Source organism: Paracoccus sp. (in: a-proteobacteria) (genome assembly GCF_030604785.1).
Lineage (GTDB): Bacteria > Pseudomonadota > Alphaproteobacteria > Rhodobacterales > Rhodobacteraceae > Paracoccus.
Genome location: NZ_JAUVVF010000002.1, coordinates 109876 through 133423, shown reverse-complemented (window position 1 = coordinate 133423; position 23548 = coordinate 109876). Strand labels below are relative to the sequence as shown.

The 23548-nt window shown below is 70.0% G+C and carries 24 protein-coding genes; 14 read left to right on the top strand and 10 right to left on the bottom strand.

What is annotated here, in order from left to right:
• Positions 1–37 precede the first annotated feature (37 nt).
• From QAR72_RS01500 to QAR72_RS01475, 6 genes are all read right to left on the bottom strand, one after another.
• Positions 38–1402, bottom strand: coding sequence for a cytochrome P450 (locus tag QAR72_RS01500; protein ID WP_304615586.1), 1365 nt, complete (start codon positions 1400–1402; stop codon positions 38–40).
• Positions 1399–2433 carry an SDR family oxidoreductase gene (locus QAR72_RS01495; protein WP_304615585.1) on the bottom strand — a complete coding sequence of 345 codons (1035 nt, stop codon included), beginning with the start codon at positions 2431–2433 and terminating at the stop codon, positions 1399–1401. The genes QAR72_RS01500 and QAR72_RS01495 overlap by 4 nt, the downstream gene beginning before the upstream one ends.
• A 79-nt stretch (positions 2434–2512) precedes the next feature.
• Entirely contained in the window at positions 2513–3697 is a 1185-nt protein-coding gene (locus QAR72_RS01490; protein ID WP_304615584.1) for an MBL fold metallo-hydrolase, read from the bottom strand.
• 10 nt (positions 3698–3707) lie between these two features.
• Positions 3708–4616 (bottom strand): patatin-like phospholipase family protein, encoded by a 909-nt coding sequence (locus tag QAR72_RS01485; RefSeq protein ID WP_304615583.1) that lies wholly within the window; start codon positions 4614–4616, stop codon positions 3708–3710.
• Between the two features lie 132 nt (positions 4617–4748).
• Positions 4749–5783, bottom strand: coding sequence for a Gfo/Idh/MocA family protein (locus QAR72_RS01480; protein WP_304615582.1), 1035 nt, complete (start codon positions 5781–5783; stop codon positions 4749–4751).
• Entirely contained in the window at positions 5774–6787 is a 1014-nt protein-coding gene (locus QAR72_RS01475; protein ID WP_304615581.1) for an MDR/zinc-dependent alcohol dehydrogenase-like family protein, read from the bottom strand. Before QAR72_RS01475 ends, QAR72_RS01480 begins: the two co-directional genes overlap by 10 nt.
• A 174-nt stretch (positions 6788–6961) precedes the next feature.
• Here QAR72_RS01475 and QAR72_RS01470 point away from each other — a divergent pair, with 174 nt between their 5' ends.
• The 8 genes from QAR72_RS01470 to QAR72_RS01435 all read left to right on the top strand — a co-directional run bounded on the left by QAR72_RS01470 (position 6962) and on the right by QAR72_RS01435 (position 16165).
• Positions 6962–8086, top strand: coding sequence for an NAD-dependent epimerase/dehydratase family protein (locus tag QAR72_RS01470; protein WP_304615580.1), 1125 nt, complete (start codon positions 6962–6964; stop codon positions 8084–8086).
• A complete protein-coding gene (locus QAR72_RS01465) occupies positions 8083–10080 on the top strand; it encodes an NAD-dependent epimerase/dehydratase family protein (protein ID WP_304615579.1) in 1998 nt (665 codons plus the stop codon). The genes QAR72_RS01470 and QAR72_RS01465 overlap by 4 nt, the downstream gene beginning before the upstream one ends.
• Positions 10077–11159 carry a glycosyltransferase family 4 protein gene (locus tag QAR72_RS01460; RefSeq protein ID WP_304615578.1) on the top strand — a complete coding sequence of 361 codons (1083 nt, stop codon included), beginning with the start codon at positions 10077–10079 and terminating at the stop codon, positions 11157–11159. The genes QAR72_RS01465 and QAR72_RS01460 overlap by 4 nt, the downstream gene beginning before the upstream one ends.
• 5 nt (positions 11160–11164) lie before the next feature.
• Positions 11165–12274 (top strand): CgeB family protein, encoded by a 1110-nt coding sequence (locus tag QAR72_RS01455; RefSeq protein WP_304615577.1) that lies wholly within the window; start codon positions 11165–11167, stop codon positions 12272–12274.
• Positions 12271–13257, top strand: a complete 987-nt coding sequence (locus tag QAR72_RS01450; protein WP_304615576.1) for a CgeB family protein — start codon at positions 12271–12273, stop codon at positions 13255–13257. Before QAR72_RS01455 ends, QAR72_RS01450 begins: the two co-directional genes overlap by 4 nt.
• Before the next feature lie 113 nt (positions 13258–13370).
• A complete protein-coding gene (locus QAR72_RS01445; RefSeq protein WP_304615575.1) occupies positions 13371–14453 on the top strand; it encodes a CgeB family protein in 1083 nt (360 codons plus the stop codon).
• 2 nt (positions 14454–14455) lie between these two features.
• On the top strand, positions 14456–15457 hold the full coding sequence (locus QAR72_RS01440; protein ID WP_304615574.1) for a UDP-glucuronic acid decarboxylase family protein: 1002 nt from the start codon (positions 14456–14458) through the stop codon (positions 15455–15457).
• Positions 15458–15550: 93 nt separating this feature from the next.
• The gene (locus QAR72_RS01435) at positions 15551–16165 is read left to right on the top strand and encodes a cysteine hydrolase family protein (protein ID WP_304615573.1); all 615 of its coding nucleotides are present in this window, start codon (positions 15551–15553) and stop codon (positions 16163–16165) included.
• A gap of 56 nt (positions 16166–16221) precedes the next feature.
• Here the strand turns inward: QAR72_RS01435 and QAR72_RS01430 are convergent, their stop codons facing one another.
• The 4 genes from QAR72_RS01430 to QAR72_RS01415 all read right to left on the bottom strand — a co-directional run bounded on the left by QAR72_RS01430 (position 16222) and on the right by QAR72_RS01415 (position 19580).
• Positions 16222–17130 (bottom strand): hypothetical protein, encoded by a 909-nt coding sequence (locus QAR72_RS01430; RefSeq protein WP_304615572.1) that lies wholly within the window; start codon positions 17128–17130, stop codon positions 16222–16224.
• Between the two features lie 185 nt (positions 17131–17315).
• On the bottom strand, positions 17316–17765 hold the full coding sequence (locus tag QAR72_RS01425) for a ferritin-like domain-containing protein (RefSeq protein ID WP_304615571.1): 450 nt from the start codon (positions 17763–17765) through the stop codon (positions 17316–17318).
• A gap of 37 nt (positions 17766–17802) precedes the next feature.
• Positions 17803–18972 (bottom strand): zinc-dependent alcohol dehydrogenase, encoded by a 1170-nt coding sequence (locus QAR72_RS01420; RefSeq protein WP_304615570.1) that lies wholly within the window; start codon positions 18970–18972, stop codon positions 17803–17805.
• Positions 18972–19580: an SRPBCC family protein gene (locus QAR72_RS01415; RefSeq protein WP_304615569.1), complete on the bottom strand. Its 609-nt coding sequence runs from the start codon at positions 19578–19580 to the stop codon at positions 18972–18974. The genes QAR72_RS01420 and QAR72_RS01415 overlap by 1 nt, the downstream gene beginning before the upstream one ends.
• Positions 19581–19698: 118 nt before the next feature.
• Between QAR72_RS01415 and QAR72_RS01410 the strand changes: the two genes are divergently transcribed.
• The 6 genes from QAR72_RS01410 (at position 19699) to QAR72_RS01385 (ending at position 23377) form a co-directional block, all read left to right on the top strand.
• Positions 19699–19929 (top strand): hypothetical protein, encoded by a 231-nt coding sequence (locus tag QAR72_RS01410; protein ID WP_304615568.1) that lies wholly within the window; start codon positions 19699–19701, stop codon positions 19927–19929.
• 34 nt (positions 19930–19963) lie between these two features.
• A complete protein-coding gene (locus tag QAR72_RS01405; RefSeq protein WP_304615567.1) occupies positions 19964–20884 on the top strand; it encodes an NAD(P)/FAD-dependent oxidoreductase in 921 nt (306 codons plus the stop codon).
• A 3-nt stretch (positions 20885–20887) separates the two neighbouring features.
• Positions 20888–21631: a DUF2243 domain-containing protein gene (locus QAR72_RS01400; RefSeq protein WP_304615566.1), complete on the top strand. Its 744-nt coding sequence runs from the start codon at positions 20888–20890 to the stop codon at positions 21629–21631.
• A gap of 77 nt (positions 21632–21708) precedes the next feature.
• On the top strand, positions 21709–22566 hold the full coding sequence (locus QAR72_RS01395; RefSeq protein ID WP_304615565.1) for an SDR family oxidoreductase: 858 nt from the start codon (positions 21709–21711) through the stop codon (positions 22564–22566).
• A 10-nt stretch (positions 22567–22576) separates the two neighbouring features.
• Positions 22577–22783, top strand: coding sequence for a hypothetical protein (locus tag QAR72_RS01390; protein WP_304615564.1), 207 nt, complete (start codon positions 22577–22579; stop codon positions 22781–22783).
• A gap of 78 nt (positions 22784–22861) precedes the next feature.
• Positions 22862–23377 (top strand): ferritin-like domain-containing protein, encoded by a 516-nt coding sequence (locus tag QAR72_RS01385; protein WP_304615563.1) that lies wholly within the window; start codon positions 22862–22864, stop codon positions 23375–23377.
• Positions 23378–23548 lie beyond the last annotated feature (171 nt).

Genomic DNA, 23548 nt, shown 5'->3' with positions numbered 1-23548 from the left:
GAGAGCCTTGCGCCTGCAAGCCTTCGCCCCGCCAGCCTTAGCCGGCAGGTTCGAGCCCGGCGGCGCTGGCGGAAAAGCGAAGCGTGTAATTGTCCAGGGTTCCCGGAAGCCGTTCCGGCGACAGGCGCTGATCCTCGGACAAGGTCAGCCGGATGCGGGACAGAAGGCTCTTCATCGCCAGCGTGGCGATCAGCGGAACGAAACGCACGGCCGGGCAGATGACGGGACCATGGCTGAACGGCAAGAGGCCCAGATCGGGCCGCTCGTTACCCTGCTGCCACAGCGAGGGGTCCAGCCGGTGCGCCTGTGCAAGGGTCTTGTCGTCGCGGTGCAGGAAGGGCGCGAAGATCAGGATCTGCGTGCCCTTTTCAAGCTGGCCGCTGTGCCAGCGCACCATGCGCGTCGTCTCGCGCAGGATGGCGGGCGTGGTGGGCCAGAGGCGCAGCACGTCCATGAAGCACGCCCTGAGCAGCGGCAGCTGCGGCACGTCGCCGGCGGCGCCGATCTCGTGGCGCACCTTCGCCTCGATCTCGGGATGGGCGGCAAGCACGGCAAAGGTGCGGAAGCTGGCCATACCGCCCGGGTCAAACGCGAACAGATATTGCGGCAGCTGGTGATGCGGCTGCTGGGCGGGATCGGTGCAGGCCTCGGCCATGCGGCCGGCAAGGCTGAGCGGATCGGCCTGATCCAGATAGCGGCGCAGGCGGTTCAGGAACGCCGCGCGGGTCTTGCGATCCTTGGGGCGCAGAAAGGCGTAATTGGCGCGGCGGCGCAGCTGCTCCAGCAGGTCGGTCAACTCGTGGTCGTCGCGCGCCGCATCCCCCAGAACGATGCGCCGGACCATGCGATACCAGCCGATGAAGAAGCTGTCCCAGTCCAGTTCGTTTCGTTTCAGCGCGATGGCGGCAACCTCGGCCATCTCCTCGTCCGCGATGCGGGCGAAGTGATCGGCCATCCCGTGCACGGGGCAGCCCGTCTCGAGCGTTTGCTCGTTCAGGCGGCGGCGGATCGCGCGTTCCTGGCCATGGGACGACAGGACGCCGTCGGGCTGGAAATGTCCGAGCGCCGCACGCTTTTCCATGGTGGCGGCGGCAAAGGGTTCGGGGGCGTGGTCAAGGATCCGGCTTGCATCGTCGGCCGACAGGATCACCGCCTGATGGCGCAGCGGGATGCGCAGCAGCAGCGGGCCCGGCCCGTACTTGTCGCGCAGCTTCTGCATGCGGATGACCGCCTTGTCATCGAGACCGCGCCGCTCGGCCAGTCCGACAACCTTGCGGCGCCGGATCAGCGGCCCCTTCGCCATGGTCGGCAGGACCACGTCCCTGAGCACAGCCATCGTGTCGAGAAGACTGGCCTGCGAGACGGAATGGGGCGAGGCGAAGCTGTCGAGGGGCGGGTTCATGGGTCCTCCTGATGGAAAAAGGGCGAGGGCGGGGCGCCCTCGGACTTGCGGCGGGGCCGTCCCTGCCGCGCGATCACGGCCAGCGCGCCCAGGCCGAGAAGAGCCAGGCCCGCCACGGCCATGCCCTGCCGGTGCGGGCTGCGCAGGCCGCCATCGATCCCGCCCGGACGGGCCGGGGGGGCGAACAGCGTGCCGTCCGTCTTCGGGACCGGGCGCGCCTGCGCGAAGTAGCCGCGCAGAAAGGCGGCGCTTGCGCGTATGGTCAGCTCGGGCGAGATCGCGTGAAGCAGGCGGAGCGCACGGGTCGGGGCGCCGATCATCGTGGTGGGGCGCGGATGCCGCATCAGGCGCAGCACGGCCGCCGCCACGCGGCGGGCATCCAACACCGGCGGCGGGGCCGACTGGGCGCGCCCGGTATAGTTCGCCCCATGGGCAAGGCCCGGCGTGTCCACGAACGACGGGTAGATGTCACAGACATGAATCCGCGGATGAGCCGTCAATTCCCCGCGCAGGGCCTCGGAGAATCCGCGCAGGCCGAACTTGCTGGCGCTGTAGGCGGCGGCAAAGGGCACGGCGGCGAAACCGCCGAGCGAGTTCATGTTCACGAGGATGCCGTGTCCCTGCCTCAGGAAGATCGGGATGGCGCTATGCGCCTCGTTCATGTGGCCCAGCAGGTTGGCGCGGATGACCCGTTCATGCGCGGCCAGCGGAACCTCGTGATAGAGACCGACTGCGCCGGTGCCGACATTGGCGACCCACATGTCGATGCGGCCGGCAAAGGACAGCGCCTCGCGGGCCAGGCGCGCCACTTGCGGGGGCTCGGTGATATCCGTGGCCACGGCCATGGCGCGTGCCCCCGCATCGCGGCAGCGCACGGCCAGCGCGTCCAGCGCGGCCTGATCGCGGGCGGCCAGAACCAGGGTCGCGCCCTCTTGCGCGAAGGCGAGGGCCGTGGCCCTGCCGATGCCGCTGGAGGCGCCGGTGACGACCACGACCTTGCCTCTTGCGCGGGGGACGGGCTGACGTGCCATGAATTCTCCTGTTGTCTTGCTGCCCGGAGCAGTCCGGGCGAGGGGGACGGAACGGGGACAGGCCGCAACTGTTCCCGGATCAGCGCCCGATCATCCTGGCGCCTCCCGGTGCGGGCATCGCCCGCCTGTCCAGATAGCGGCTGCGGCGCGGCAGGCCGCGCGTCTCGAACCCCGACGCGAGGATCTGCAATGCCGCCACCAGCGCCGTCCCGCCCAGGGCGGGGCCGTGGCCTGCGATCAGGCAGGTGGGCGCCAGATCGGCGATCCGACGGACCGAGGCTGCGGCCGCTGCCCAGTCGGGCGTGAAATAGGCGGGCGGGCCCTGCAGATGGGGCGGCGCGGCCAGGGCGGCCAGAACCGATTCCTGCCGGGTCGTGACGACGGCGTCGCCCCCGATCAGGATCTTGCGGTCCTCGTGCCAGAACGAGACATGGCCGGGCGTGTGGCCGGGCATGTGCAGCCACTGCCAGTGCGGCAGATCCGGGATGGTGCCATCCTCGGGCAGGGCGCGCAGCCTCTGCGAAAGGTCCACGGGGCTGCGCGGAAACAGGATTGAAGCCTCGGCCATCATGCCGCCGCCGACCTCGGGGGCGGGGGGCGGATAGGCGCGACGCCCGGTCAGATAGGGATGCTCGGCCGGGTGCGCGAGGATCGGGGCGTCCCATGTCTCGGCCAGACGGGGCAGGGCGCCGACATGGTCGAAATGGCCATGGGTCAGCAGGATCGCCGCCGGTCGCGACGCGCCGAAGCGCCGTCGCGCGGCTGCAAGGATCGCCGGCGCAGATCCCGGCAGCCCGGCATCGACCAGAAACCAGCCCCGATCACCCGCCCCGGGCGGCCCGATGAAGGCCACGTTCACGATCCCGCAGCGCAGCAGCGCCAGATCGGCGGGCAGATCCGCCATCGCAGCCCAGGGCGGCAGCGTGACGCCTTCGGGGCCGGAGGGCGAGGAGAGGGCCGCCACTGCAATCGAGAAGGCCGCGTAGCCCCGCAGCGCCATGCGGCCCGCCGGGTCATCGACGTCGCGGGCAAGGCCCAGACAGGCCGCGCCCTGCGCCGCGTCCAGCAGACGGTGATGCGACGGCCCGATGGGGCGGCGCGCCCTGCCACGATAGGATGTCGCCAGCGAATAGGCCGCCACCCCCAGCCCGAGCGCGGCAAGCCGTTTGCGATGGCGCGGCGCGGCCCCCAGCATCGAGGGCGCAAGGATCAGCAGCGCGGCGGACAGGGCGTCGAGGCTGGCATGCAGGCGGCGAGGGATCATCGTGTGGCCTTCATGTCGGGTTGTCCGAAAGCATCGCATCCAGCGCCTGCGCCATCTGGCTTTCGCCAAGATGCAGCCTGCGCCGCAGCGAGGCGCGGCTGTAATCGAAGGCCTTGCCCGCGAAGTCGTCCTTGGGGTCCGACAGGATGATGTGCCGCACTTGCCGGCCCGACAGGTCCAGCGCCGCCAGCAGATGCCGCGACTGGCATCCGAAGGCCAGCTCCTGCGCCCTGTCCGCGATGCCGTCCATCGTCTGGCGCAACGCGCCCACGGGATTGTAGAGATCGCAGGCCAGGATCAGCGCCTCGTCCGGCCGGTCGAGCAGCGGGCGCAGCGGCAGGTTCTCGGACAGGCCCGCATCGACGAAGGGGCGGCCCTCGACGGTGACGGGCGGAAAGAGGATGGGCAGGGCGCTGCTGGCCAGCAGGTGGTCGACGTTCAGCGGCCCGTCGGTGTTGCGGAAGGCTCGCGCCTCGCCCGTTTCTGCATCGGTCGCGGTTACGATCACCTCGATCCCGCCGGTGTTCAGGCGGTCGAAATCGACATACCGTTCCAGCAGGCGCCGGGTCGCGCGGCGATGAAAGGCGGCGCGGTCAGGCGGCATGCCCGGCACGATCTCGGCCAGACCGGGCAGCGAGGGGGCGAAAAGCGCCGGATTGCCCAGCAGCAGCGTGCCCGCCACCAGCCCGCGCCGACCGCTTCCCGCCAAGGGCGCCTGCGCGATCTCGTCCAGAAACGCCTCCAGCCGCTCGATGCGGCGCTCTGGCGGGTTGCCTGCGATCAGGGCCGCGACGATGGCGCCGATCGAGGCGCCGGATATGCGGGTGACATTCTGACCCGCCGCGTCGATCGCCTTCCACGCACCGGCATGAAAGGCCCCAAGCGCATTGCCGCCCGCCAGGCAGAGCCAGGTCTGCATCGCTCAGCCCACGATCCGGGAAGTGATCGGGGGACGCACCTGGCGCTGGACGATGTGAAGGATCATGGCGACTTCCTTTGTGGCAGGCCGCCTTAACCGCCCCGCAGTCGCCATGTTCCCGAAGAAGCCGCGTCATGCGGCGCGGGCATAGATCGCGTCCAGCGTCCGGGCCAGCGTGACCAGTGCCTCGGCCTGGGGATCGAAGCCGCCGCCCCGGCGCAGCTGCGTGGCCCATGCGGCGCCGGCCCGCCCGCCCCAGGCGTCGGGCGGCGTCACCAGCGCCTGCGATGCCGTCCCGTGATGCCGCCACGCGCCGAAATCGAGGAACGAGCCGCCGATATTGCGCACCGCGCCGCCCCCTGCCGTGCCGAAGGCCTCCATGCCGATCACGGCATCCTGTCCTGCCGGCAGGTTCCACGAACAGGCCAGCCGGATCACCGTGCCCTGATCCGTCTCCAGCGTGGCCAGGGCGAAATCCTCGACGGCATCGGGATCGGCCGACAGGGGGCGCCCGTCCCTGCGGATATGGGCCGCAAGGCAGCGCACATCCCCGGCCCCCAGAGACCACAGCGCCAGATCGATCAGATGGATGCCAAGATCGATCAGGCAGCCCCCACCCGACAGGCGGCGGTCGCGGAACCATGGCTTGTCCGGGCCATAGGCGTTGTGAAAGGTCAGATCCAGCGCGTGGACATGGCCCAGATCGCCGCTGCGGATCAGGTCGCGCAGCGCGATGAAGGCTGCCGCATGCCGATAGCTGAGGTCGGTCGCCAGCAGCCGGTCCGCCTGACGCGCCGCCCGAAGAACGGCCGCGGTTTCCCGCGCGTCACGGCCCAGAGGTTTCTGGCAGAAGACGGCCGCGCCGGCGTCAAGCGCGCGGATCGACTGTTCGGCATGCAGGGCCGACGGCGTGGCGATGACGATGCCGTCGGGCCGCTGATCCAGCAGCGCACAGAGATCGCGGCCCGTGGCGGCGTCCGGGGCCAGATCCAAAGCGGCCTGGACGGCCTCGGGGTCCGGGTCGGCCAGGGCGGCGACCTCGATATCGCCCGCTTCCAGCATCGCGGCCATTCTCTGGCGGCCGATCCAGCCCAGACCCAGAAAGGCGATGCGCGGACGCGGTAACGCGGCGGGGGCGGGGGCGACAGAGGCGGCGTTCAGCGGCATGTGATCAGCGCCTTGACGAAATCGCCGGGCTTGTCGCGGGTCGCATCCAGTGCCGCGCCCAGATCCTGAAGCGGATAGGTTCCGGAGTAAAGCGGCGCGGGGTCCAGCCGCCCCTGGGCCAGCGCATCGACCGCGTCTCGCATGCCGCGCCGGATCACGGCGGGGTCGCGTTCATGGGCGTTGATGACGTCGATGCCCTTCCAGTTCCACATCTGCATGTTCACCTGACGCGGCCCGTCCTGATGGTAGCCCGCCACCACCAGACGCCCGCCCTCGGCCACGATCTCGCCCGCCAGGTCCAGCGGCCATTGCTTGCCCACGGCCTCGATCACGATGTCGCAGAGCCGTTCTGCGGTCAGTTCCGCGACCTGTGCGATGATCTGGCCGTGATCCAGCATCGGGATCGTCTCGTCCGCGCCCATCCGCCGGGCCAGCGCCAGAGAGGTGTCGCGGCGCGAGATGGCGATGACGCGTGCGCCTGCGTCGCGGGCCTGCCGCACCAGCAGCGCGCCCAGAAAGCCCGCGCCGATGATGCCGACGGTATCGCCCGCCCCGATCCGGGCACGGCGAAAGATGTTGATCGCGCAGCCCAGAGGTTCGGCCGGGACGGGTTGGCCATCCAGCGCCGGGGGCAGGGCGATCACGTCCTCGGCCGGGACGGTCTCGTGGGTGGCAAAGCCATGCTGGCCCGCAAAGGCGACGCGCGTGCCGGGCGGCAGGTCGCGGACCTGATCGCCCGCGGCCTCGATCACGCCCCAGGCCTCGTGGCCGGGGCCGCCCGGCGGCAGGGGAAAGACCTGCCATTCCGGCCCGGCCCATGGGCCCAGATTCGACGCGCAGACGCCGCAGCCCTCGATGGCGATGCGCACCTCTTGTGGGCCGGGGTCGCGCGGCGTGATCGGGACCAGTTCGACCCGCCCCGGCGCGGTGATGCGGGCGGCGCAGGGCCGGGTCGGCAAGGGCTGCGTCTGCGGCGTTCGGATCTGGGGTGCAGGGTGGGTCATGGGCCTCTCGGGCTGTCGGGAACAAGCGGCCGGCAGAACAAGAAGCTGGAACAAATGTTCCCGGACCCGGTTCAGCGCCCCGGATGATGTCTCAGCAGAAGGCATCTTCCGGCATTCCGGGGCAGCGCGACCAGACGCGTCCTCCGGCGAACCGCAAGCATCGAGAGGGGCGGGATGACCAGGACATTGATCACGGGCGGGTGCGGCTTCATCGGCCGCCACGTCGCGGCCGAGCTGCAGCAGGCGGGACACGAGGTGGTGCTGTACGACGCGCTGATCGAGCAGGTGCATGGCGAGGATCCCGGCGCATCGCCCGATCTTGCGCCGATCCTCTCGCAGGGCGCGCGGCTGGTGCGGGGCGACATGCGCGATGCCGAGGCCCTGCGCGGCGCGCTGGCGGGCTGCGACGCGGTGATCCACCTGGCCGCCGAGGTGGGCGTGGGCCAGTCCATGTACGAGATCGCGCGCTATGTCGGCGCCAATGATCTGGGCACCGCCATCCTGCTGGAGGCGATTGCCGCAGCCCCGGTCCGCAAGATCGTCGTGGCCTCGTCGATGAGCGTCTATGGCGAGGGCTATTACGCCGATCCCGAGGGCAGGCTGCACGATCAGGTGCGCCGCCGACCCGCCGATCTGCGCGCCGCCCGGTGGGAGCCCGCGACCGCCGAGGGCGCCGCCCTGACCCCGGTGCCCACGACCGAGGCCAAGCGCGTCGATCTGGCCTCGATCTATGCGCTGACCAAGTATCAGCAGGAACAGGCCGTGCTGATCTTCGGCGAGGCCTATTCCATCCCCGCCACCGCGCTGCGCCTGTTCAACGTCTTCGGTGCCGGGCAGGCGCTGTCGAACCCCTATACCGGGGTTCTGGCCAATTTCGCCTCGCGCATTGCGGCGGGTCAGGCGCCCACGATCTTCGAGGATGGCGAGCAGAAGCGCGATTTCGTGCATGTCCGCGACGTCGCCCGCGCCTTCCGTCTGGCGCTGGATGAAAAGGCCGCCGACGGGCAGGTCGTCAATATCGGATCGGGCAACGCCTATTCGGTGTCGCAGGTCGCGCGGCTGCTGGCCCAGGCGATGGGGTCGGACATCCAGCCCGAAATCCTGGGCCGGTTCCGCGCCGGCGATATCCGCAACTGCTTTGCCGACATCACCCGGGCGCGCGATCTGTTGGGTTTCGTGCCTCAGCATCGGCTCGAGGACAGCCTTGGTCCCTTTGTCGAATGGGTGGCCCGCCAGCCCGCCATCGATAACGGCGCCCGGATGCGCGCCCAGCTGGAGGAGCGGGGGCTGGTCACATGAACGCCGATTTCGGCTTTGTGGAATGGTTCCGGCCCGGCGAGCGGGACCGGGTCGAGGCGCTGCTGCCCGGGCTTGTCGCCTCGGGGGCGCGCTATCTGCGGACGCATGTCAGCTGGGCCGAATATCACGCGCCCGGCGGGCAGGAATGGTTCGACTGGCTGCTGCCGCGCCTGGCGCGTGATCTGGATGTGCTGCCCTGCATCCATTACACGCCGCCCTCGCTGTCGCGGACGGGGCGCAGCTCGGGGGCGCCGCGCGTCCTGAAGGATTATGCCGATTTCATCGACATGGCCCTGACCCGGCACGGCGACCATTTCACCCATGTCGAATTGTGGAACGAGCCCAACAACCTGCTGGACTGGGACTGGCGCGAGGACCCCGATTTCGAACTGTTCTGCGAGATGGTCGGCGGCGCGGCGCACTGGGTCCAGCATCGCGGATGGAAGGCGGTTCTGGGCGGGCCTGCGCCCTTTGACCCCTATTGGCTTAACCTGATGGGTGAACGCGGCGTGCTGGGCGTGGTCGACGCGGTCGGCTTTCACGGCTTTCCCGGCACCTGGGACAGCGAGGCCGCATCCTGGCGGGGCTGGGACATGCATCTGGGCGAGATGCGCCGCATCCTCGACCGCCACAACCCATTGGCCCGTATCTGGATCACCGAGACCGGCTATTCCACCTGGCGCCGGGACGAGATCGAGCAGGCGCGCCGTTTCGTCCGGTCGCTGCAGGCGCCGGCGGACCGGGTCTACTGGTATGGCTGGGCCGACCTGCCCTCGGACGTGGCCGTGCAGGAGGGGCTGTGGTTCGATCCGCGCCATTATCATATGGGCGCGGTCGCCGCCGATGGCCGCCCCAAGCTTCTGGGCCGGCTTCTGGCCGAGGGCGGCGTGGCGCGGCTGAAGCAGCTGACCCGGCTGGCCAGCCCGACCTTGGCGGGCGGCGGGGCGGAAAGCGTCCTGATCACCGGGGGCGCGGGCTTTGTCGGCGCCAATCTGGCCGATGCGCTGATGCGCGACGGGCGGCAGGTGACGGTCTTCGACAATCTCAGCCGGCCGGGCGTCGAACGCAACCTTCGCTGGCTGGCCGACCGGCATGGCGACCGGCTGCGCGCCGTGCCCGCCGATCTGCGCGACGCGCAATCGGTCTGCGACGTCGTTGCGGGCGCCAGCGCGGTCTTTCACCTTGCCGCGCAGACTGCCGTCACCACCAGCCTGACCGCCCCCGTCGATGATTTCGAGGTCAATGCCCGCGGCACGCTGAACGTCCTCGAGGCGGTGCGTGCCACGGGCCGCCGGGTGCCGGTGATCCTGGCCTCGACGAACAAGGTCTATGGCGCGCTGGCCGATCTGCAGGTCACCGACAGCGGCGACGGCTGCGCGCCCTTGGACAACGCCATGGCCGCCCATGGCGTGGCCGAGGACCGGCGGCTGGATTTCTGCACGCCCTATGGCTGCTCGAAAGGCGTCGCGGACCAGTATGTGCTGGATTATGCCCACAGCTACGGCATTCCGGCGGCGGTGCTGCGGATGAGCTGCATCTACGGCCCGCGCCAGTTCGGCACCGAGGATCAGGGCTGGGTCGCCCATTTCCTGATCCGCGCGCTCGAAGGGCGGCCGATCACGATCTTCGGCACCGGACGGCAGGTCCGCGACGTGCTGCATGTGACCGATGCCGTGGCGGCCTATCGCGCGGTTCTGGCCGATATCGGGCGGCTGACGGGGCGGGCCTTCAACCTGGGCGGCGGCCCGGCCAATGCCGTCAGCCTGCGCGAGGTGCTGGACCAGATCGCCCGGATCACCGGCACCCCCCCCCAGATCAGCCATCAGGAGTGGCGGCAGGGCGACCAGCCCTGGTTCGTGGCAGATACCCGCGCGCTGCAGGCCGCCACCGGCTGGCAGCCCTCGATCGGCTGGCAGGAGGGGTTGGCCGACCTGGCGGGCTGGCTGGCCGATCAGAGAGGGCTGACGCTTGGGCGCGAAAGGCGATCGGGATGAAGGTGCTGATGACGCTGGATGCCGTCGGAGGCGTGTGGCAGCACGCGCTGGACCTGGCGCAGGAGCTGGGCGAGCGGGGCGTGTCGGTCGTCCTGGCCGGGCTGGGTCCGCCGCCCGACGCGGTCCGCATCGCGCAGGCGCAAGAGATCGCGGCGCTGGAATGGGGCGATGCGACGCTGGACTGGCTTGCCTCGGGGCCGGACGACTTGGCGCCGGTCGCGCCCTGGCTGGAATCGCTGGCCCGGCGGCACGGCGCCGATCTGCTGCACCTGAACCTGCCCACGCAGGCCGTCGGCCTCAGCCCGGACCTGCCGGTTCTGGCCATGTCGCATTCCTGTCCGGGGACATGGTTCGCCGCCGTGCGCGGCACCGGATTGCCGGACGACATGGCGTGGATGCACGATCTGACGGAACGCGGCCTGCGCGCCGCCCGGCTGGTCGTCGCGCCAAGCCATGCCCATGCCGCCGCGCTGACGCGCCTCTATGGTCCGCTGCCGCATCTGGCGGTCGTGCCCAACAGCAGCCGCGCCCGCCCCGCGCCCGGCCCCCGGCGCAACAGCGTCATCGCCGTCGGTCGCTGGTGGGACGATGGCAAGAACGGCGCCACGCTTGACGCCGCCGCCGCGCTCAGCGACTGGCCGGTCACCATGATCGGCGCGCTAACTGGCCCGAACGGCGCGCATCTTGCGCTGCGTCATGCGCGCCATGCCGGCGTTCTGGACCATGCCCAGACGCTGCGCGCGGTCGGCCGGGCGGGGATCTTCTGCGCGCCTTCGCGATACGAGCCCTTCGGTCTGGCCGTGCTGGAGGCCGCGCGCGCCGGGCTGCCCCTGGTTCTGTCCGACATCCCCACCTTTCGCGAATTGTGGGACGGCGCGGCGCAGTTCTTCGACCCCGACGATCCGGCCGCGCTGGCCGATGCCCTGAACGCGCTTGCCCGCGACATCGCCCGCCGCGCCCGGCTGGGCGATCGGGCGCAGGCCCGCGCCGCCCGGCTTGGCCCGGGCGCGCAGGCCGAGTCGATGCTGACCCTTTACCGCTGGCTGGCCCCCGCGCCCGCCGCCTCGACCACGGGATGACCTTCATGCGCTTTCTGTTCTACACCCATTCGCTGGTTTCCGACTGGAACCATGGCAACGCCCATTTCCTGCGGGGGATCATGCGGGCGCTGAATGCGCGCGGCCACCGGACGCTGGCGCTGGAGCCCGCCGACGGCTGGAGCCGCCAGAACCTGATCGCGGATCGGGGCGAAGCCGCGCTGGAGGATTTCGCGGCGGCCTTTCCCGACCTGGCCTCGCGCAGCTACGATTCCGGATTCGACCACGAGGCCGCCCTGGCCGAGGCCGATGTGGTGGTGGTGCATGAATGGACCGACCCGTCGCTGGTGGCGCGGATCGGCGCGCATCGGGCGCGCGGCGGGCGGTATCTGCTGCTGTTTCACGACACGCATCACCGGGCGGTCAGCGCCGGCGAACAGATCGCGGGGATGGCGCTGGATGGCTACGACGCCGTTCTGGCCTTCGGCGAGGCGCTGCGCGAGCGTTATCTTGCGGCGGGCTGGGGTCGGCAGGTCTTTACCTGGCACGAGGCCGCCGACACGACCGTCTTCCGCCCTGTCCCCGAGATCCTGCCGCAATCGGACCTGATCTGGGTCGGCAATTGGGGCGACGACGAGCGCAGCGCCGAGCTTGAGCGTTTCCTGATCGCCCCGGCCGAGGCGCTGCGCCTGTCCACGACCGTGCATGGCGTGCGCTATCCCGAGGCCGCGCTTGATCGGCTGGCGCAGGCCGGGATCGCCTATCGCGGCTGGCTGCCCAACGCGCAGGTGCCGCTGGCCTTCGCACGCCACCGCGTCACCGTCCATGTTCCGCGCCGCCCCTATGTCGAGGCGCTGCCGGGCATCCCCACGATCCGCCCCTTCGAGGCACTGGCCTGCGGCCTGCCCCTGATCAGCGCGCCCTGGGACGATGCCGAGGGCCTGTTCGCCCCCGGGGACATGCGCATGGCCCGTGACGGGATCGAGATGGCCCACCATCTGCGCGAATTGCTGCACGACCCCGACGCAGCGGCCGAGCAGGTGCGCGCGGGCTTGCGCACCATCCGCGAGCGGCACAGCTGCGACCACCGCGCCGATCAGCTGCTGGACATCCTGTCCGGCCTGACCGCCCCCCGCCAGCAGGAGGCCGTGGCATGACCCGGATCGCCTTTTACGGATCGAGCCTTCTGTCCAGCTACTGGAACGGCGCGGCGACCTATTATCGGGGCATCGTCAAGGCGCTGCACCGGCACGGCTTCGACGTGACCTTTCACGAGCCCGACGCCCATGACCGCCAGTCGCATCGCGACATCGCGGTGCCCGACTGGGCGCGGGTGAATGTCTGGCCTGCGACCCCCGAGGGCCTGCAGGACGCGACCGCCCGCGCGGCCGAGGCCGACATCGTCGTCAAGGCTTCGGGCGTGGGCTATGCCGATGACGCGCTGCTGGAGGCCGTGATGGCCGCCGCGCGGCCCGACGCGCTGCGGATCTTCTGGGATGTGGACGCGCCCGCCACGCTGGCGGCGATGCGGCAGGACCCCCAGGACGCGCTGCGCCGGATGCTGCCCGATCTGGACCTCGTGCTGACCTATGGCGGCGGCGATCCGGTGATCGCGGCCTATCGGTCGCTTGGCGCGCGCGATTGCGTGCCGGTCTACAACGCGCTGGATCCCGACACGCACCATCCCGCGCCCCCCGACGACCGCTTCCGCGCCGATCTGGGCTTTCTGGCCAACCGCCTGCCCGACCGCGAGGCGCGTGTGGCCGAATTCTTCCTGCGCCCCGCCACGCTGCTGCCCGACCGCCGCTTCCTGCTGGGCGGATCGGGATGGAGCCAGGGCGACCTGCCGGCCAATGTGCAGGCGATAGGCCATGTCGGCACCGCCGATCACAACGCCTTCAACACCACGCCCCGCGCGGTGCTGAACGTGGCGCGCGACAGCATGGCGCAGACGGGCTTTTCCCCCGCCACCCGCGTCTTCGAGGCCGCGGGCGCGGGCGGTTGCCTGATCACCGATGCATGGGAGGGGATCGAGATGTTCCTGACCCCCGGCACCGAGGTTCTGGTCGCCCGCGACGGGCAGGACGTGGCCGACGCGCTGGCCGAGCTGACGCCCGAGCGCAGTCGGGCCATCGGGTAGGCGGCGCTGCGCCGGGTGCTGGCCGAACACACCTATGACCGCCGCGCGCTTCAGCTGCGCGACCTGCTGCACCGGATGCGCCCCGGCATGATCCGCGAAAGAGAGGCCCTGTAATGGCACGCGACGATCTGATCATCTTCGGCCTTTCGCTCAGTTCCTCGTGGGGAAACGGCCATGCGACGACCTATCGCGCCCTGCTGCGCGGCCTTCATGCCGAGGGGCGGCGCGTTCTGTTCCTCGAACGCCGCCAGCCTTGGTATCAGGCGCATCAGGACCTGCCCGACCCGGATTTCTGTACGCTGGAATTCTATGACGACATCGCGGAAGTGACCGCGCGCCATGCCGGGCGCCTGACACGGGCGGGGGCGGTCATCGTCGGATCCTACACCCCCGAGGGGCAGCGGCTGATCGACGTGCTGCACCAGATGCCGCTGCAACGCCTGTGCTTCTACGACATCGACACACCGGTCACGCTGGACATGCTGGCGCGGGCCGAGGAACAGCATCTGGCGCGCCGGCAGGTGCCGATCTTCGACAGCTACCTGTCCTTTTCCGGCGGGCGTGTGCTGGACCGCCTGCGCCAGGATTGGGGCGCGCGCGATCCCGTCGCGCTGTATTGCGCCGTGGACGAGACGGCCTATCGCCCGATGGACGTGCCGCGACGGTGGGATCTGGGCTATCTGGGCACCTACAGCCCGGACCGCCAGCCGGGGCTGGAGGCGCTGCTGATCGAACCCGCGCGCCGCCTGCCCGACATGCGCTTTGTCGTGGCGGGTTCGCTGTTTCCCGACGAGATCGCCTGGCCCGACAATGTCGAACGGATCGAGCATCTGCCCCCGGCCGATCACGCGGCCTTCTACAATGCGCAACGCTTCACGCTGAACATCACGCGCGAGGCGATGCGCGCCCTGGGCTGGTCGCCTTCGGTCCGGCTGTTCGAGGCCGCGGCCTGCGGCACGCCGATCATCTCGGACCGCTGGCCGGGCCTGACCGAGCTTCTGCCCGAGACCAAGGCCGTGACGCTGGCCGACACGACCGAGGACGTGGTGGCCGCCCTGCGCTCCACCGACGATGCCGCCCGGCAGGACATGGCGGCGCGCGCCCGCGCCATCATCCTGGCCGACCATACCGGCCGCGCCCGCGCCCGAGACCTGATCCGCGCGCTGAATCGCCACCCTCTGACCGCAGGAGCATGAGAATGCAGAAGATGACATCCTTCAGGCCTGTCACGCTGGTTGCCGGCGGCGCGGGCTTCATCGGCTCGCATCTGTGCGAGACGCTTCTGGCGCGCGGCCATCGGGTGATCTGCCTCGACAGCTTCGTGTCCGGGCGGCGCGAGAACGTGCAGCCCTTCGAGAACCACCCCTCGTTCACGCTGATCGAGGCTTGCGTGACCCGGCCCGTCGCCGTCCCCGGCCCGCTGGATCAGGTCTACAACCTCGCCTGCGCGGCGTCGCCGCCGCAATATCAGGCTGACCCGGTCCATACGATGCGCACCAACGTGGTCGGCTGCGGCAACCTGCTGGAACTGGCGCGCATCAAGGGCGCGCGCTTCGTGCAGGCCTCGACCAGCGAGGTTTATGGCGACCCTCTGGCCCATCCCCAGACCGAGGATTACTGGGGCAACGTGAACTGCACCGGCCCCCGTGCCTGCTATGACGAGGGCAAGCGCGCGGCCGAGACGCTGTGCTTCGATTACCGCCGCGCCGGGCTGGGCGATGTCCGCGTGGCGCGGATCTTCAACACCTATGGCCCGCAGATGCGCGCCGATGACGGGCGCATCGTGTCGAACCTGATCTGCCAGGCGCTGCAGGAGCGGCCCATGACACTCTATGGCGACGGCACGCAGACGCGGTCCTTCTGCTATGTCTCGGATCTTGTCGCGGGGCTGATCGCGCTGATGGACCTGCCGGTCGCGCCCGATGGGGCGGTCAATCTGGGCAATCCCGGCGAATTCTCGATCCTCGAACTGGCCGGGCTGATCCGCGAGATGGTGCCGGGTTCGGCCAAGCCGGTCTTCTGCCCGCTGCCACAGGACGACCCGCGCCGCCGCCAGCCCGATATCGAACGCGCAAGGCAGCTGCTGCACTGGCAGCCGCGCGTGCCGCTGCGCGACGGGCTGCGCGCCACGATCGACTGGTTCGCCGCCCATCTGGAAACGCCCGAACCCGTGGGGGCGGCCCGCGACATGCGGCCCTGACGCCTGTCCCGCGCGTGGGGGCCCTCCCTCGGGCGCGGGAACAAACCTCACGGATCGCCGGTTCGCGCCAGGGAACAGGGATCGGAGATCGATGTGGAAACCGGACTGAAATTCGGCCCTCTGGGCGAGGATGCGGCGCATCTCTGCGTGGATATGCAGAAGCTCTTTGCGCCGGGCTCGCCTTGGGGCGCGCCCTGGGTGGCGCGCAGGCTGCCTGCGGTCACGATGCTGGCCTCGGCCCGGCCAGAGCGCAGCTTCTTCACGCGCTTCATCCCGCCCCGTTCGCTGACGGGCGCGCCCGGCAGCTGGGGCCGCTATTACGCCGCGTGGCCCGAGATCCTGCGCGAGACGATGTCAGAGGAGTGGCTGCGGCTGCTGCCCGAGCTTGAGGCGCTGGCCCCGGCCGGGCATGTCTTCGACAAGTCGGTCTATTCGCCGTGGTGGCAGACGGGGCTTGAGGCCACGTTGCGCGCAAAGGGCGTCACGACGCTGGTCGTGTCTGGCAGTGAGACGGATATCTGCGTGCTGGCCACGGTTCTGGGCGCGGTTGATCGCGGCTTCCGGGTGATCGTGGCGGTGGATGCGGTCTGCTCGTCGTCGGACGAGACGCATGACGCGGTGTTGTCGCTGTTCGGCGGCCGGATGGGCCGGCAGATCGAGACCGCGACGACCGGGCAGATCCTTGAGGATTGGCGCGTCCCGCCCTGAAACGCGCACCGGGGGACGCATGGTCCCCCGGTGCCCCTTTGCCTACATACCTGCGATCAGGCCTCGTCGCGGTCGTCGACGATGACGGTCAGGCCGTCGCCATCACGATAGACGCCGATCACGTCATCGGCATCATGGCCCGCATCTTCCAGAGCCTGCGTCACCGCCGGATGATCGGCCAGCGAAGTGCGCAGCGTGGACAGATCACCCTCGCCCTGGGCAAGAGCCGCGTCGAAATCGGCGTCGCCCACACCGGCACTCATGCCCGCCGCAGCGCCGCCCGCCGCGTCACCGGTCATGCCGCCGGTCGTGTCGGTGGCTGTGTCCGCAGTCATGTCGGTGGTCGCGGTATCGGTCCCGGTCGCGGTATCGGCCGTCAGGTCGGTCGTGGTGTCGGTCGCCGTGGTGTCGGTCCCCGCACCGGTGGTCGTGCCGGCGGCCATGTCACCGGCAGGCGCGTCCATCGTGGTCGCGGCCGCACCGTCGGTGCCCATGCCCGGCTGGTCGCCCGGCATCCCGGCGGCGCCGGTATCGGCTTGGCTGCGCAGCTCGCTCAGCGTGACGACGGTGACGGTCGTGTCTTCGTCGATCCCTTCCAGATCCTGCCCGAAATCGCGGCCCGAGCGCAGGTCGGTCAGCAGCTGGTCATAGGTCGGCTGCCCGTCCATGCCGTCACCGGCCAGACCGGTCGCGCCGGGGGTCGTGCCGCCCAGGCCCGGCGCGTCCGCGGCAGGTGTATCCATCGCGGGCGAATCCATGGCCGGAGTGTCCATCGCCGGGGCGTCGGTGGTCACGCCATCCGTGGCTGTCGTATCGGGAGCGGCGGTATCGGGCGCCGTGGTGGCGGCGCCACCGGCGGCGTCATCGGCGGGCGGCGGGGTCTGCGCCAGCGCGGGCAGGGCCGGAACGGCCAGGGCTGCGGCCACGATGGCGGCACGGCTGGTCATGGTCAGGGCATTGGTCATCTTCGTCCTCCTTTGGGGGTTCGTGATGCGACTGTTGCCGCTTGGACGCCCCTAACCGGGTCGGGGCTCATATGTTCCAGGATTAGCGGGCGCGACGGCCCGGCACGGTCCCGGAAAGACAAGGGACCGGCGCATGGGCGCAGCGCCGGTCCCGAGAGACTGCCCCCGGGGGGGGAGGGCGTCCCTCACAGGCTGTCGGCGGTCTGCTCCATCCAGTCGCGGTGCCGACATTCGTCCGCCAGAGCCTTCCGGAAGAAGGCCAGCGATTGCGGAAGCGCGTCGGGATGCTCCGAGGCGCGCTGATAGGCGGTGACGGTGTCTTCCTCGTTGCTGCGCATCGCCTTGAGGATGCTGGCATCCCCCAGCAGACCCGCCAGCGCGACCTTGCCGGTGGTCAGCATCTGCTTCATGTCGCCCTCTTGCGGGGCGTCGGCGCCGGTTTCGGCGGCGATCTGGGTCAGCACGTCCAGATGCTGCAGGTGATCCTGGCGGAAGGATTCGATCTGGCTGGACAGGGCGGGATCGGTCAGCCGCGAGATGGTCGTCTCGTAGGCCGCGATGGCGTCGCGCTCCAGCAGGATCAGGTTGGTGACGAGGTCGCGGATCGTGTCCTCGGTGCCGACGGTGGTGGCCATGATATGTCCTTTCGGGGTGAGGGGGGTGACGGATGCGTCAGGGCGTCAGGACGACCTTGGTCCAGTCGTCCTGGCTGTTGCGGAAGTTGCGATAGCCCGCGGGCGCCTGTTCCAGCGGCAGCCGGTGCGAGATCAGGAAGGTCGTGTCGATCTCGCCCTCCTGGATCAGGTCCAGAAGCTGGCGGGTATAGCGCTGCACATGGGTCTGGCCGCTGCGGATCTGCAGCCCCTTCTCCATCAGCGCGCCCAAGGGAAACTTGTCGGTCATGCCGCCATAGACGCCGGGGATCGAGACGCGGCCGCCCTTTCGCACCGCCATCAGCGCCATGCGCAGCGCATGGGCGCGATCGGCGCCGATTCCCACCTTCTGCTTGGCGGTGTCCAGCAGGTTGTCGGGGGAAAAGCCGTGGCTCTCCATGCCCACCGCGTCGATCACGGCATCCGGGCCCAGCCCGCCGGTCATCTGCATCAGCGCGTCCAGCACATGCGTCTGGCGGTAATCGATGACCGATGCGCCCAGATCCCGCGCCAGGGCCAGCCGGTTGGGGTAGTGGTCGATGACGATGACCTGCGACGCGCCCATCAGCAGCGCCGCCTGCGCGGCGAACAGCCCGACGGGTCCCGCGCCCCAGACCGCGACCGTGTCGCCGGGGGTGATGTCGCAATTCTCGGCCGCCATCCAGCCGGTCGGCAGGATGTCCGACAGGAACAGCACCTGTTCGTCGGGCAGCCCGTCGGGAATGACGATCGGGCCGACATCCGAGAAGGGCACGCGCACATATTGCGCCTGTCCGCCGGGATAGCCGCCGGTCAGGTGCGAATAGCCGAAGAGCCCGCTGACGGCGTGGCCGTAAAGCAGCTCGGTCGCTTCCTGCGTCTCGACAGGGTTGGAATTGTCGCAGGCCGAGAACAGGCTGGCCTTGCAGAAGAAGCAGCTGCCGCAGGAAATGGTGAAGGGGACCACCACGCGCTGTCCCTTCTTCAGCGTCGATCCGGGGCCGGTCTCGACCACGCGGCCCATGAATTCGTGGCCGAGGATGTCGCCGGGCTGCATGCCGGGGATCACCGCGTCATAGAGATGCAGGTCCGATCCGCAGATCGCGGTCGAGGTGATCTCGATGATCGCGTCGCGGGGATTGACGATCACCGGATCGGGAACGGTATCGACGCGGACGTCATGCTTGCCATGCCAGGTAAGGGCGCGCATCACAGGCTCCTTTGGTTCGAGGCGGTGGCGATCTCGCCGGTTTCCAGCAGCATCTTCAGCCGCTTCAGGTCTTGCCTTGCGCGCATCTCGGGGTCGGTGCCGCGCAGGCGGGACAGCCAGTGGCCTGCAAGACCCAGCCGCGGGCGATAGCGCAGATGTCCCTCGACCTCGGTGCCGCGATCGGCGGGGGCGTCGCGCAGACGGATCTGCGCCTCGACCTCCAGATCTGCGCCGGGGACCGAATTCCAGCGCAGCGTCTGGCCGGGGCGGTCCTCGGTCAGGCGGGTCTCGATCCGCAGGGGCGCCTCGGGGTCGCCCAGCAGCCAGACAGGGCGTTCGGCCGTGCCCTCGACGGTGATGATGTCCTTCATGAACAGGGCCAGACGCTGCGGGTCGCGCCAGGTGGCATGGATCAGCGCGCGAGGCGCGGCGATGGTGACGGTGCGGGCTGCGTGGCGCTGTCCGCCAAGGCCCATGCCCTTGGCCGCGCTGTCGGGGGCGCTGTCCGGCGGGCGGCTGGCCGCGGCCAGCCGGATCAGCCCCGTCACGCCGACGGCCAGCGCGGCGACGCCCAGCATGGCAGCAAAGGGGGATCGGCGATCAGTCATGTCGCGGTCCTTTCTGTCGGAAGTCCGGGCCGCTGAACCGGTGCGGCGGCGCTTTGTTCCCGGCGGGAACATCCGGGCGCGGCCGCTGTTCAGCCTCCCAACCCGACAGGAGCGCGCCATGAACCCCGAGAACACCCGCCGCGAGAACACGCACTGGCCGGACCGCGAGGCCGGCGACAATTGCAACGACCCGCGCACCGACGAATCGCCGGGCGAGGGCGGAATGCCATCGGACATGCGCTACTACCGGATCGGCCCAAAATCGGGCGCGCTTCATCTGGTGGGGATCATCGGATTGCCGGTGGCGGTGATCGTGCTGATCGTGCTGGTCGCGCTGGTGGCGTTCTGAGACGCGGCCATTCCTGCGCGGCCAGCCGCCGCTGATGCTGGACTGCGTGATCATCGGCGGCGGTCCGGCCGGCCTGTCGGCGGCGATCCATCTGGCGCGGTTCCGGCGGGATGTCCTTGTCGTCGATGACGGCACAAGCCGGGCCGCGCTGATCCCGCGGACCTACAATCATCCGGGCTTTCCGGGCGGCATTCCCGGCCGGTTGCTGCTGGAACGGATGCGGCGGCAGGTCCGCGATCTGGGCACCGCCATCGCCGCCGAACATGCCGAGCGGCTGGATCCGCTGCCGGGCGGCGGCTTTGCGATCCGCGCCGGGGCCGGGCGGCTGGCGCGCCATGTGATCCTGGCCACCGGGATCACGGACCGTCTGCCGCCGATCACAGACGCGAAGGCGGCGATCCTGTCGGGGCGGCTGAGGCTGTGCCCGGTCTGCGACGCGTTCGAGCTGACGGGCCAGCCCATCGCCGTGGTCGGCTCTGACGCTCATGCGGCGTCCGAGGCGCTGTTTCTGGCGCATTACTCGCCCAGAATCACGCTGCTGACCCTTGGGGCGCCGCCGCTCTGGCCGGCCGGGGACCAGGCCGCGCTGACCGGGCAGGGCATCGGGGTCGAGCCCTGCGCGGATTGGGCGCTGGACATGGGCGGTCCGGGCGTGACGCTGCGCCGCGAGGGTCATCCGCCCCGGCAGGTCGCGGCGCTTTATTCGGGTCTGGGCATGGATGCCCGCGCCGATCTGGCCGCGCGGCTGGGCGCGGGGCGGGCAGAGGACGGGCGGCTGCTGACCGATCCGCATCAGGAAACCTCGGTGCCCGGTCTTTTCGCGGCGGGCGATGTCGCGCCGGGACTGAACCAGATCGCCACGGCCATGGCGCAGGGCCAGATCGCGGCCAGCCGCATCCACGCCCTGTTGCGCGGAGCGCCGGCTCGCCCCGGCGGGGACATCAAAGGAGGGTGACGGATGAAGACGATCTTGCCGGCCGCGACGCTTGGCCTTGCCCTGGGGGGCTTCTTCGACGGGATCCTGCTGCATCAGATCCTGCAATGGCACCACCTGCTGAGCCTTGTGCCGGGCGTCACCGACCTGCGGACGCAGATCCTGTGGGACGGGTATTTCCATGCGGTGATGTATCTGGTGGGCGCGGCGGGTCTGGTGGCGCTGTGGCGGCAGCGCGCGGCGATCGGGCAGGATACGCGCCGCCGTCTCTGGGCGCCGCTGCTGATCGGGTTCGGGCTGTGGCACGCGGTCGATGCGATCCTGTCGCACTGGATCCTGGGCATCCACCGCATCAAGGTCGATTCGCCGGTGCCGCTGCTGTGGGATCTGGGCTGGCTGGCCACCTTCGGCATCCTGCCCGCGCTGGCCGGGCTGTTCCTGATCACCGGCCGTCCGGGGCCGGGCCGCCCGATGGGGGGCCGTTTCGCCGGGCTTCTGGCGCTGACGACCGGGGCGGGGCTCTGGGCGATGCAGCCGCCGCCGGACCTGCCGCTGACCTCGGTCGTGTTCCGCCAGTCGCTGCCCGAAGATGCCATCCGCGCCCGGCTTGATCAGGCGGGGGCGACGCTGGTCTGGTTCGACCGCCTGTCGGGCATCGCGGTGGTGGACCTGCCGCGCGGCGCGGGCTGGCGGCTTTACGGACAGGGCGCGCTGCTGGTCGCCGGGGCGGGCCTGCCCGCCGGCTGCTTTGCCTGGAGCCGCGCCTGAAACCGGGAACATCTGGGCGATCCGCCGGTTCTGACGCCCGGCCCGCAACCCGGCGGGCCGCAAGCAGGAGACAGCGCATGACCGACCATCCGCACCCCCCCTTTCCCAAGCAGGAACAGGATCTGCCCGGCAGCTTTCGCAAGATGGACCCGGTGCCCGATCATGGCGAGGACAGCTGGCGCGGCGCGGGCCGACTGGAGGGTCTGGTGGCCCTGATCACCGGCGGCGACAGCGGCATCGGCCGGGCCGTCGCCATCGCCTATGCCCGCGAGGGCGCCGATCTGGCGCTGGTCTGTCTGGACGAGACCGAGGACATGGAAGACACCGCCCGGCTGGTCCGCGAGGCGGGCCGCGAATGCCTGGTGATCGAATCCGACCTGTCGGATGCCGAGAATTGCCGCGAGGTCATCACCCGCACCGCCGAGCGTTTCGGCCGCATCGACATCCTTGTGAACAACGCCGCCCATCAGCGCAGCTTCTCGCGGATCGAGGATATCAGCGACGAGGAATGGCGCTATACCTTCGCCACCAATATCGACGCCATGTTCTACCTGACCAAGGCGGCGCTGGCGCATATGGGCAAGGGCGCCTCGATCATCAACACGTCCTCGGTCAACGCCGACCAGCCCAGCCCGGACCTGCTGGCCTATGCGACGACCAAGGGCGCGATCCAGAACTTCACCGCCGGTCTGGCCCAGATGCTGGCCGAACGCGGCATCCGCGCGAATGTCGTGGCGCCCGGTCCGGTCTGGACCCCGCTGATCCCGGCCAGCTTTCCGGGCGACAAGGTCAGCACCTTCGGCCAGAACTACCCGATGGGCCGCCCCGCGCAGCCGGTCGAGCTGGCCTCGGCCTTCGTGATGCTGGCCGAGCCCGTCTCGAGCTACATCTCGGGCGCGACGATCGCCGTGACCGGCGGCCAGCCCATCATCTGAGGGGCGCGGCATGAACAGGTTCACCGCCTTTTGCGCGGGTCTGGCGGGGGGCGCGCTGCTCTTGTGCCTGGCCCGCAACCGCCCCGAGGCCCGCGCCTCTGCACCCGTCCGCGATGCCGGACCCGAGCAGATGCGCGACCCGCCCCCGGCCTGGTCCGACATCGACGAGCGGTCGGACGAATCCTTTCCGGCCAGCGACCCGCCGGGCACCTACTAGCACCGGGGGCCGGCGGGGGCGGGGACCAAAGCTTGCCCCCGCCGGTTCACCGGTCCCCCCACAGACAGGAGAAACATCATGGCCAGCACGATGAGTGCCAAGGACGTGTTCGTCGACGGGCTGCGCAATGCCCATGCGATGGAAAAGCAGGCGCTGTCGATCATGCAGCCGCAGGTCAACCGGCTTGAACATTACCCCGAAGTGTCCGCCCTGCTTGAACGTCACATCCGCGAGACCGAGGACCAGATCAAGCGCCTGGACGAGGTTCTCGACGGCGTCGGAGCCTCGGCTTCGGGGTTCAAGGATATGGGCCTGTCGCTCAGCGGCAGCATGGCGGCGGTCGGCCATACCTTCGCCTCGGACGAGATCCTCAAGAACACCTTTGCCAACCACGCCTTCGAGAATTTCGAGATCGCGGCCTATGTCTCGCTGATCAGCGCGGCCGATATCTGCGGCGCGGGCGCCTCGGTGCCGCTACTGCGCCAGAACCTCGACGAGGAACGGCGCATGGCTGCCGCGCTGCATGAAAGCATCGACGCGGTGACGCGCCGTTACATCGCGCTGGCCGCATCCGAAGAACGCGCCGATATCTGACCCGCCTTGCGACGAAAGACCGCGACCGGCGCCCGATCCGTGGCGCCGGTCGCTTTTTGTCGCCGACCGTCCGCCCCTGACGGCGCGGCCGAAACCTGCGGGCGGACCGATTTTCGCTGGAACGCGCGCGCCGTTTCTGGTCTGAGAGGGCGAGGCCGGCGCAAGGCAGTC

Excerpts from the sequence above, each read along its gene's own strand:
- QAR72_RS01440 (WP_304615574.1), top strand. The coding sequence starts at position 14,456 with ATGCAGAAGATGACATCCTTCAGGCCTGTCACGCTGGTTGCCGGCGGC.
- QAR72_RS01480 (WP_304615582.1), bottom strand. The coding sequence starts at position 5,783 with ATGCCGCTGAACGCCGCCTCTGTCGCCCCCGCCCCCGCCGCGTTACCG.
- QAR72_RS01495 (WP_304615585.1), bottom strand. The coding sequence starts at position 2,433 with ATGGCACGTCAGCCCGTCCCCCGCGCAAGAGGCAAGGTCGTGGTCGTC.
- QAR72_RS01470 (WP_304615580.1), top strand. The coding sequence starts at position 6,962 with ATGACCAGGACATTGATCACGGGCGGGTGCGGCTTCATCGGCCGCCAC.
- QAR72_RS01490 (WP_304615584.1), bottom strand. The coding sequence starts at position 3,697 with ATGATCCCTCGCCGCCTGCATGCCAGCCTCGACGCCCTGTCCGCCGCG.
- QAR72_RS01445 (WP_304615575.1), top strand. The coding sequence starts at position 13,371 with ATGGCACGCGACGATCTGATCATCTTCGGCCTTTCGCTCAGTTCCTCG.
- QAR72_RS01460 (WP_304615578.1), top strand. The coding sequence starts at position 10,077 with ATGAAGGTGCTGATGACGCTGGATGCCGTCGGAGGCGTGTGGCAGCAC.
- QAR72_RS01450 (WP_304615576.1), top strand. The coding sequence starts at position 12,271 with ATGACCCGGATCGCCTTTTACGGATCGAGCCTTCTGTCCAGCTACTGG.
- QAR72_RS01385 (WP_304615563.1), top strand. The coding sequence starts at position 22,862 with ATGGCCAGCACGATGAGTGCCAAGGACGTGTTCGTCGACGGGCTGCGC.
- QAR72_RS01500 (WP_304615586.1), bottom strand. The coding sequence starts at position 1,402 with ATGAACCCGCCCCTCGACAGCTTCGCCTCGCCCCATTCCGTCTCGCAG.
- QAR72_RS01420 (WP_304615570.1), bottom strand. The coding sequence starts at position 18,972 with ATGCGCGCCCTTACCTGGCATGGCAAGCATGACGTCCGCGTCGATACC.
- QAR72_RS01430 (WP_304615572.1), bottom strand. The coding sequence starts at position 17,130 with ATGACCAATGCCCTGACCATGACCAGCCGTGCCGCCATCGTGGCCGCA.
- QAR72_RS01455 (WP_304615577.1), top strand. The coding sequence starts at position 11,165 with ATGCGCTTTCTGTTCTACACCCATTCGCTGGTTTCCGACTGGAACCAT.
- QAR72_RS01485 (WP_304615583.1), bottom strand. The coding sequence starts at position 4,616 with ATGCAGACCTGGCTCTGCCTGGCGGGCGGCAATGCGCTTGGGGCCTTT.
- QAR72_RS01410 (WP_304615568.1), top strand. The coding sequence starts at position 19,699 with ATGAACCCCGAGAACACCCGCCGCGAGAACACGCACTGGCCGGACCGC.
- QAR72_RS01415 (WP_304615569.1), bottom strand. The coding sequence starts at position 19,580 with ATGACTGATCGCCGATCCCCCTTTGCTGCCATGCTGGGCGTCGCCGCG.
- QAR72_RS01405 (WP_304615567.1), top strand. The coding sequence starts at position 19,964 with ATGCTGGACTGCGTGATCATCGGCGGCGGTCCGGCCGGCCTGTCGGCG.
- QAR72_RS01395 (WP_304615565.1), top strand. The coding sequence starts at position 21,709 with ATGACCGACCATCCGCACCCCCCCTTTCCCAAGCAGGAACAGGATCTG.
- QAR72_RS01465 (WP_304615579.1), top strand. The coding sequence starts at position 8,083 with ATGAACGCCGATTTCGGCTTTGTGGAATGGTTCCGGCCCGGCGAGCGG.
- QAR72_RS01475 (WP_304615581.1), bottom strand. The coding sequence starts at position 6,787 with ATGACCCACCCTGCACCCCAGATCCGAACGCCGCAGACGCAGCCCTTG.
- QAR72_RS01400 (WP_304615566.1), top strand. The coding sequence starts at position 20,888 with ATGAAGACGATCTTGCCGGCCGCGACGCTTGGCCTTGCCCTGGGGGGC.
- QAR72_RS01425 (WP_304615571.1), bottom strand. The coding sequence starts at position 17,765 with ATGGCCACCACCGTCGGCACCGAGGACACGATCCGCGACCTCGTCACC.
- QAR72_RS01390 (WP_304615564.1), top strand. The coding sequence starts at position 22,577 with ATGAACAGGTTCACCGCCTTTTGCGCGGGTCTGGCGGGGGGCGCGCTG.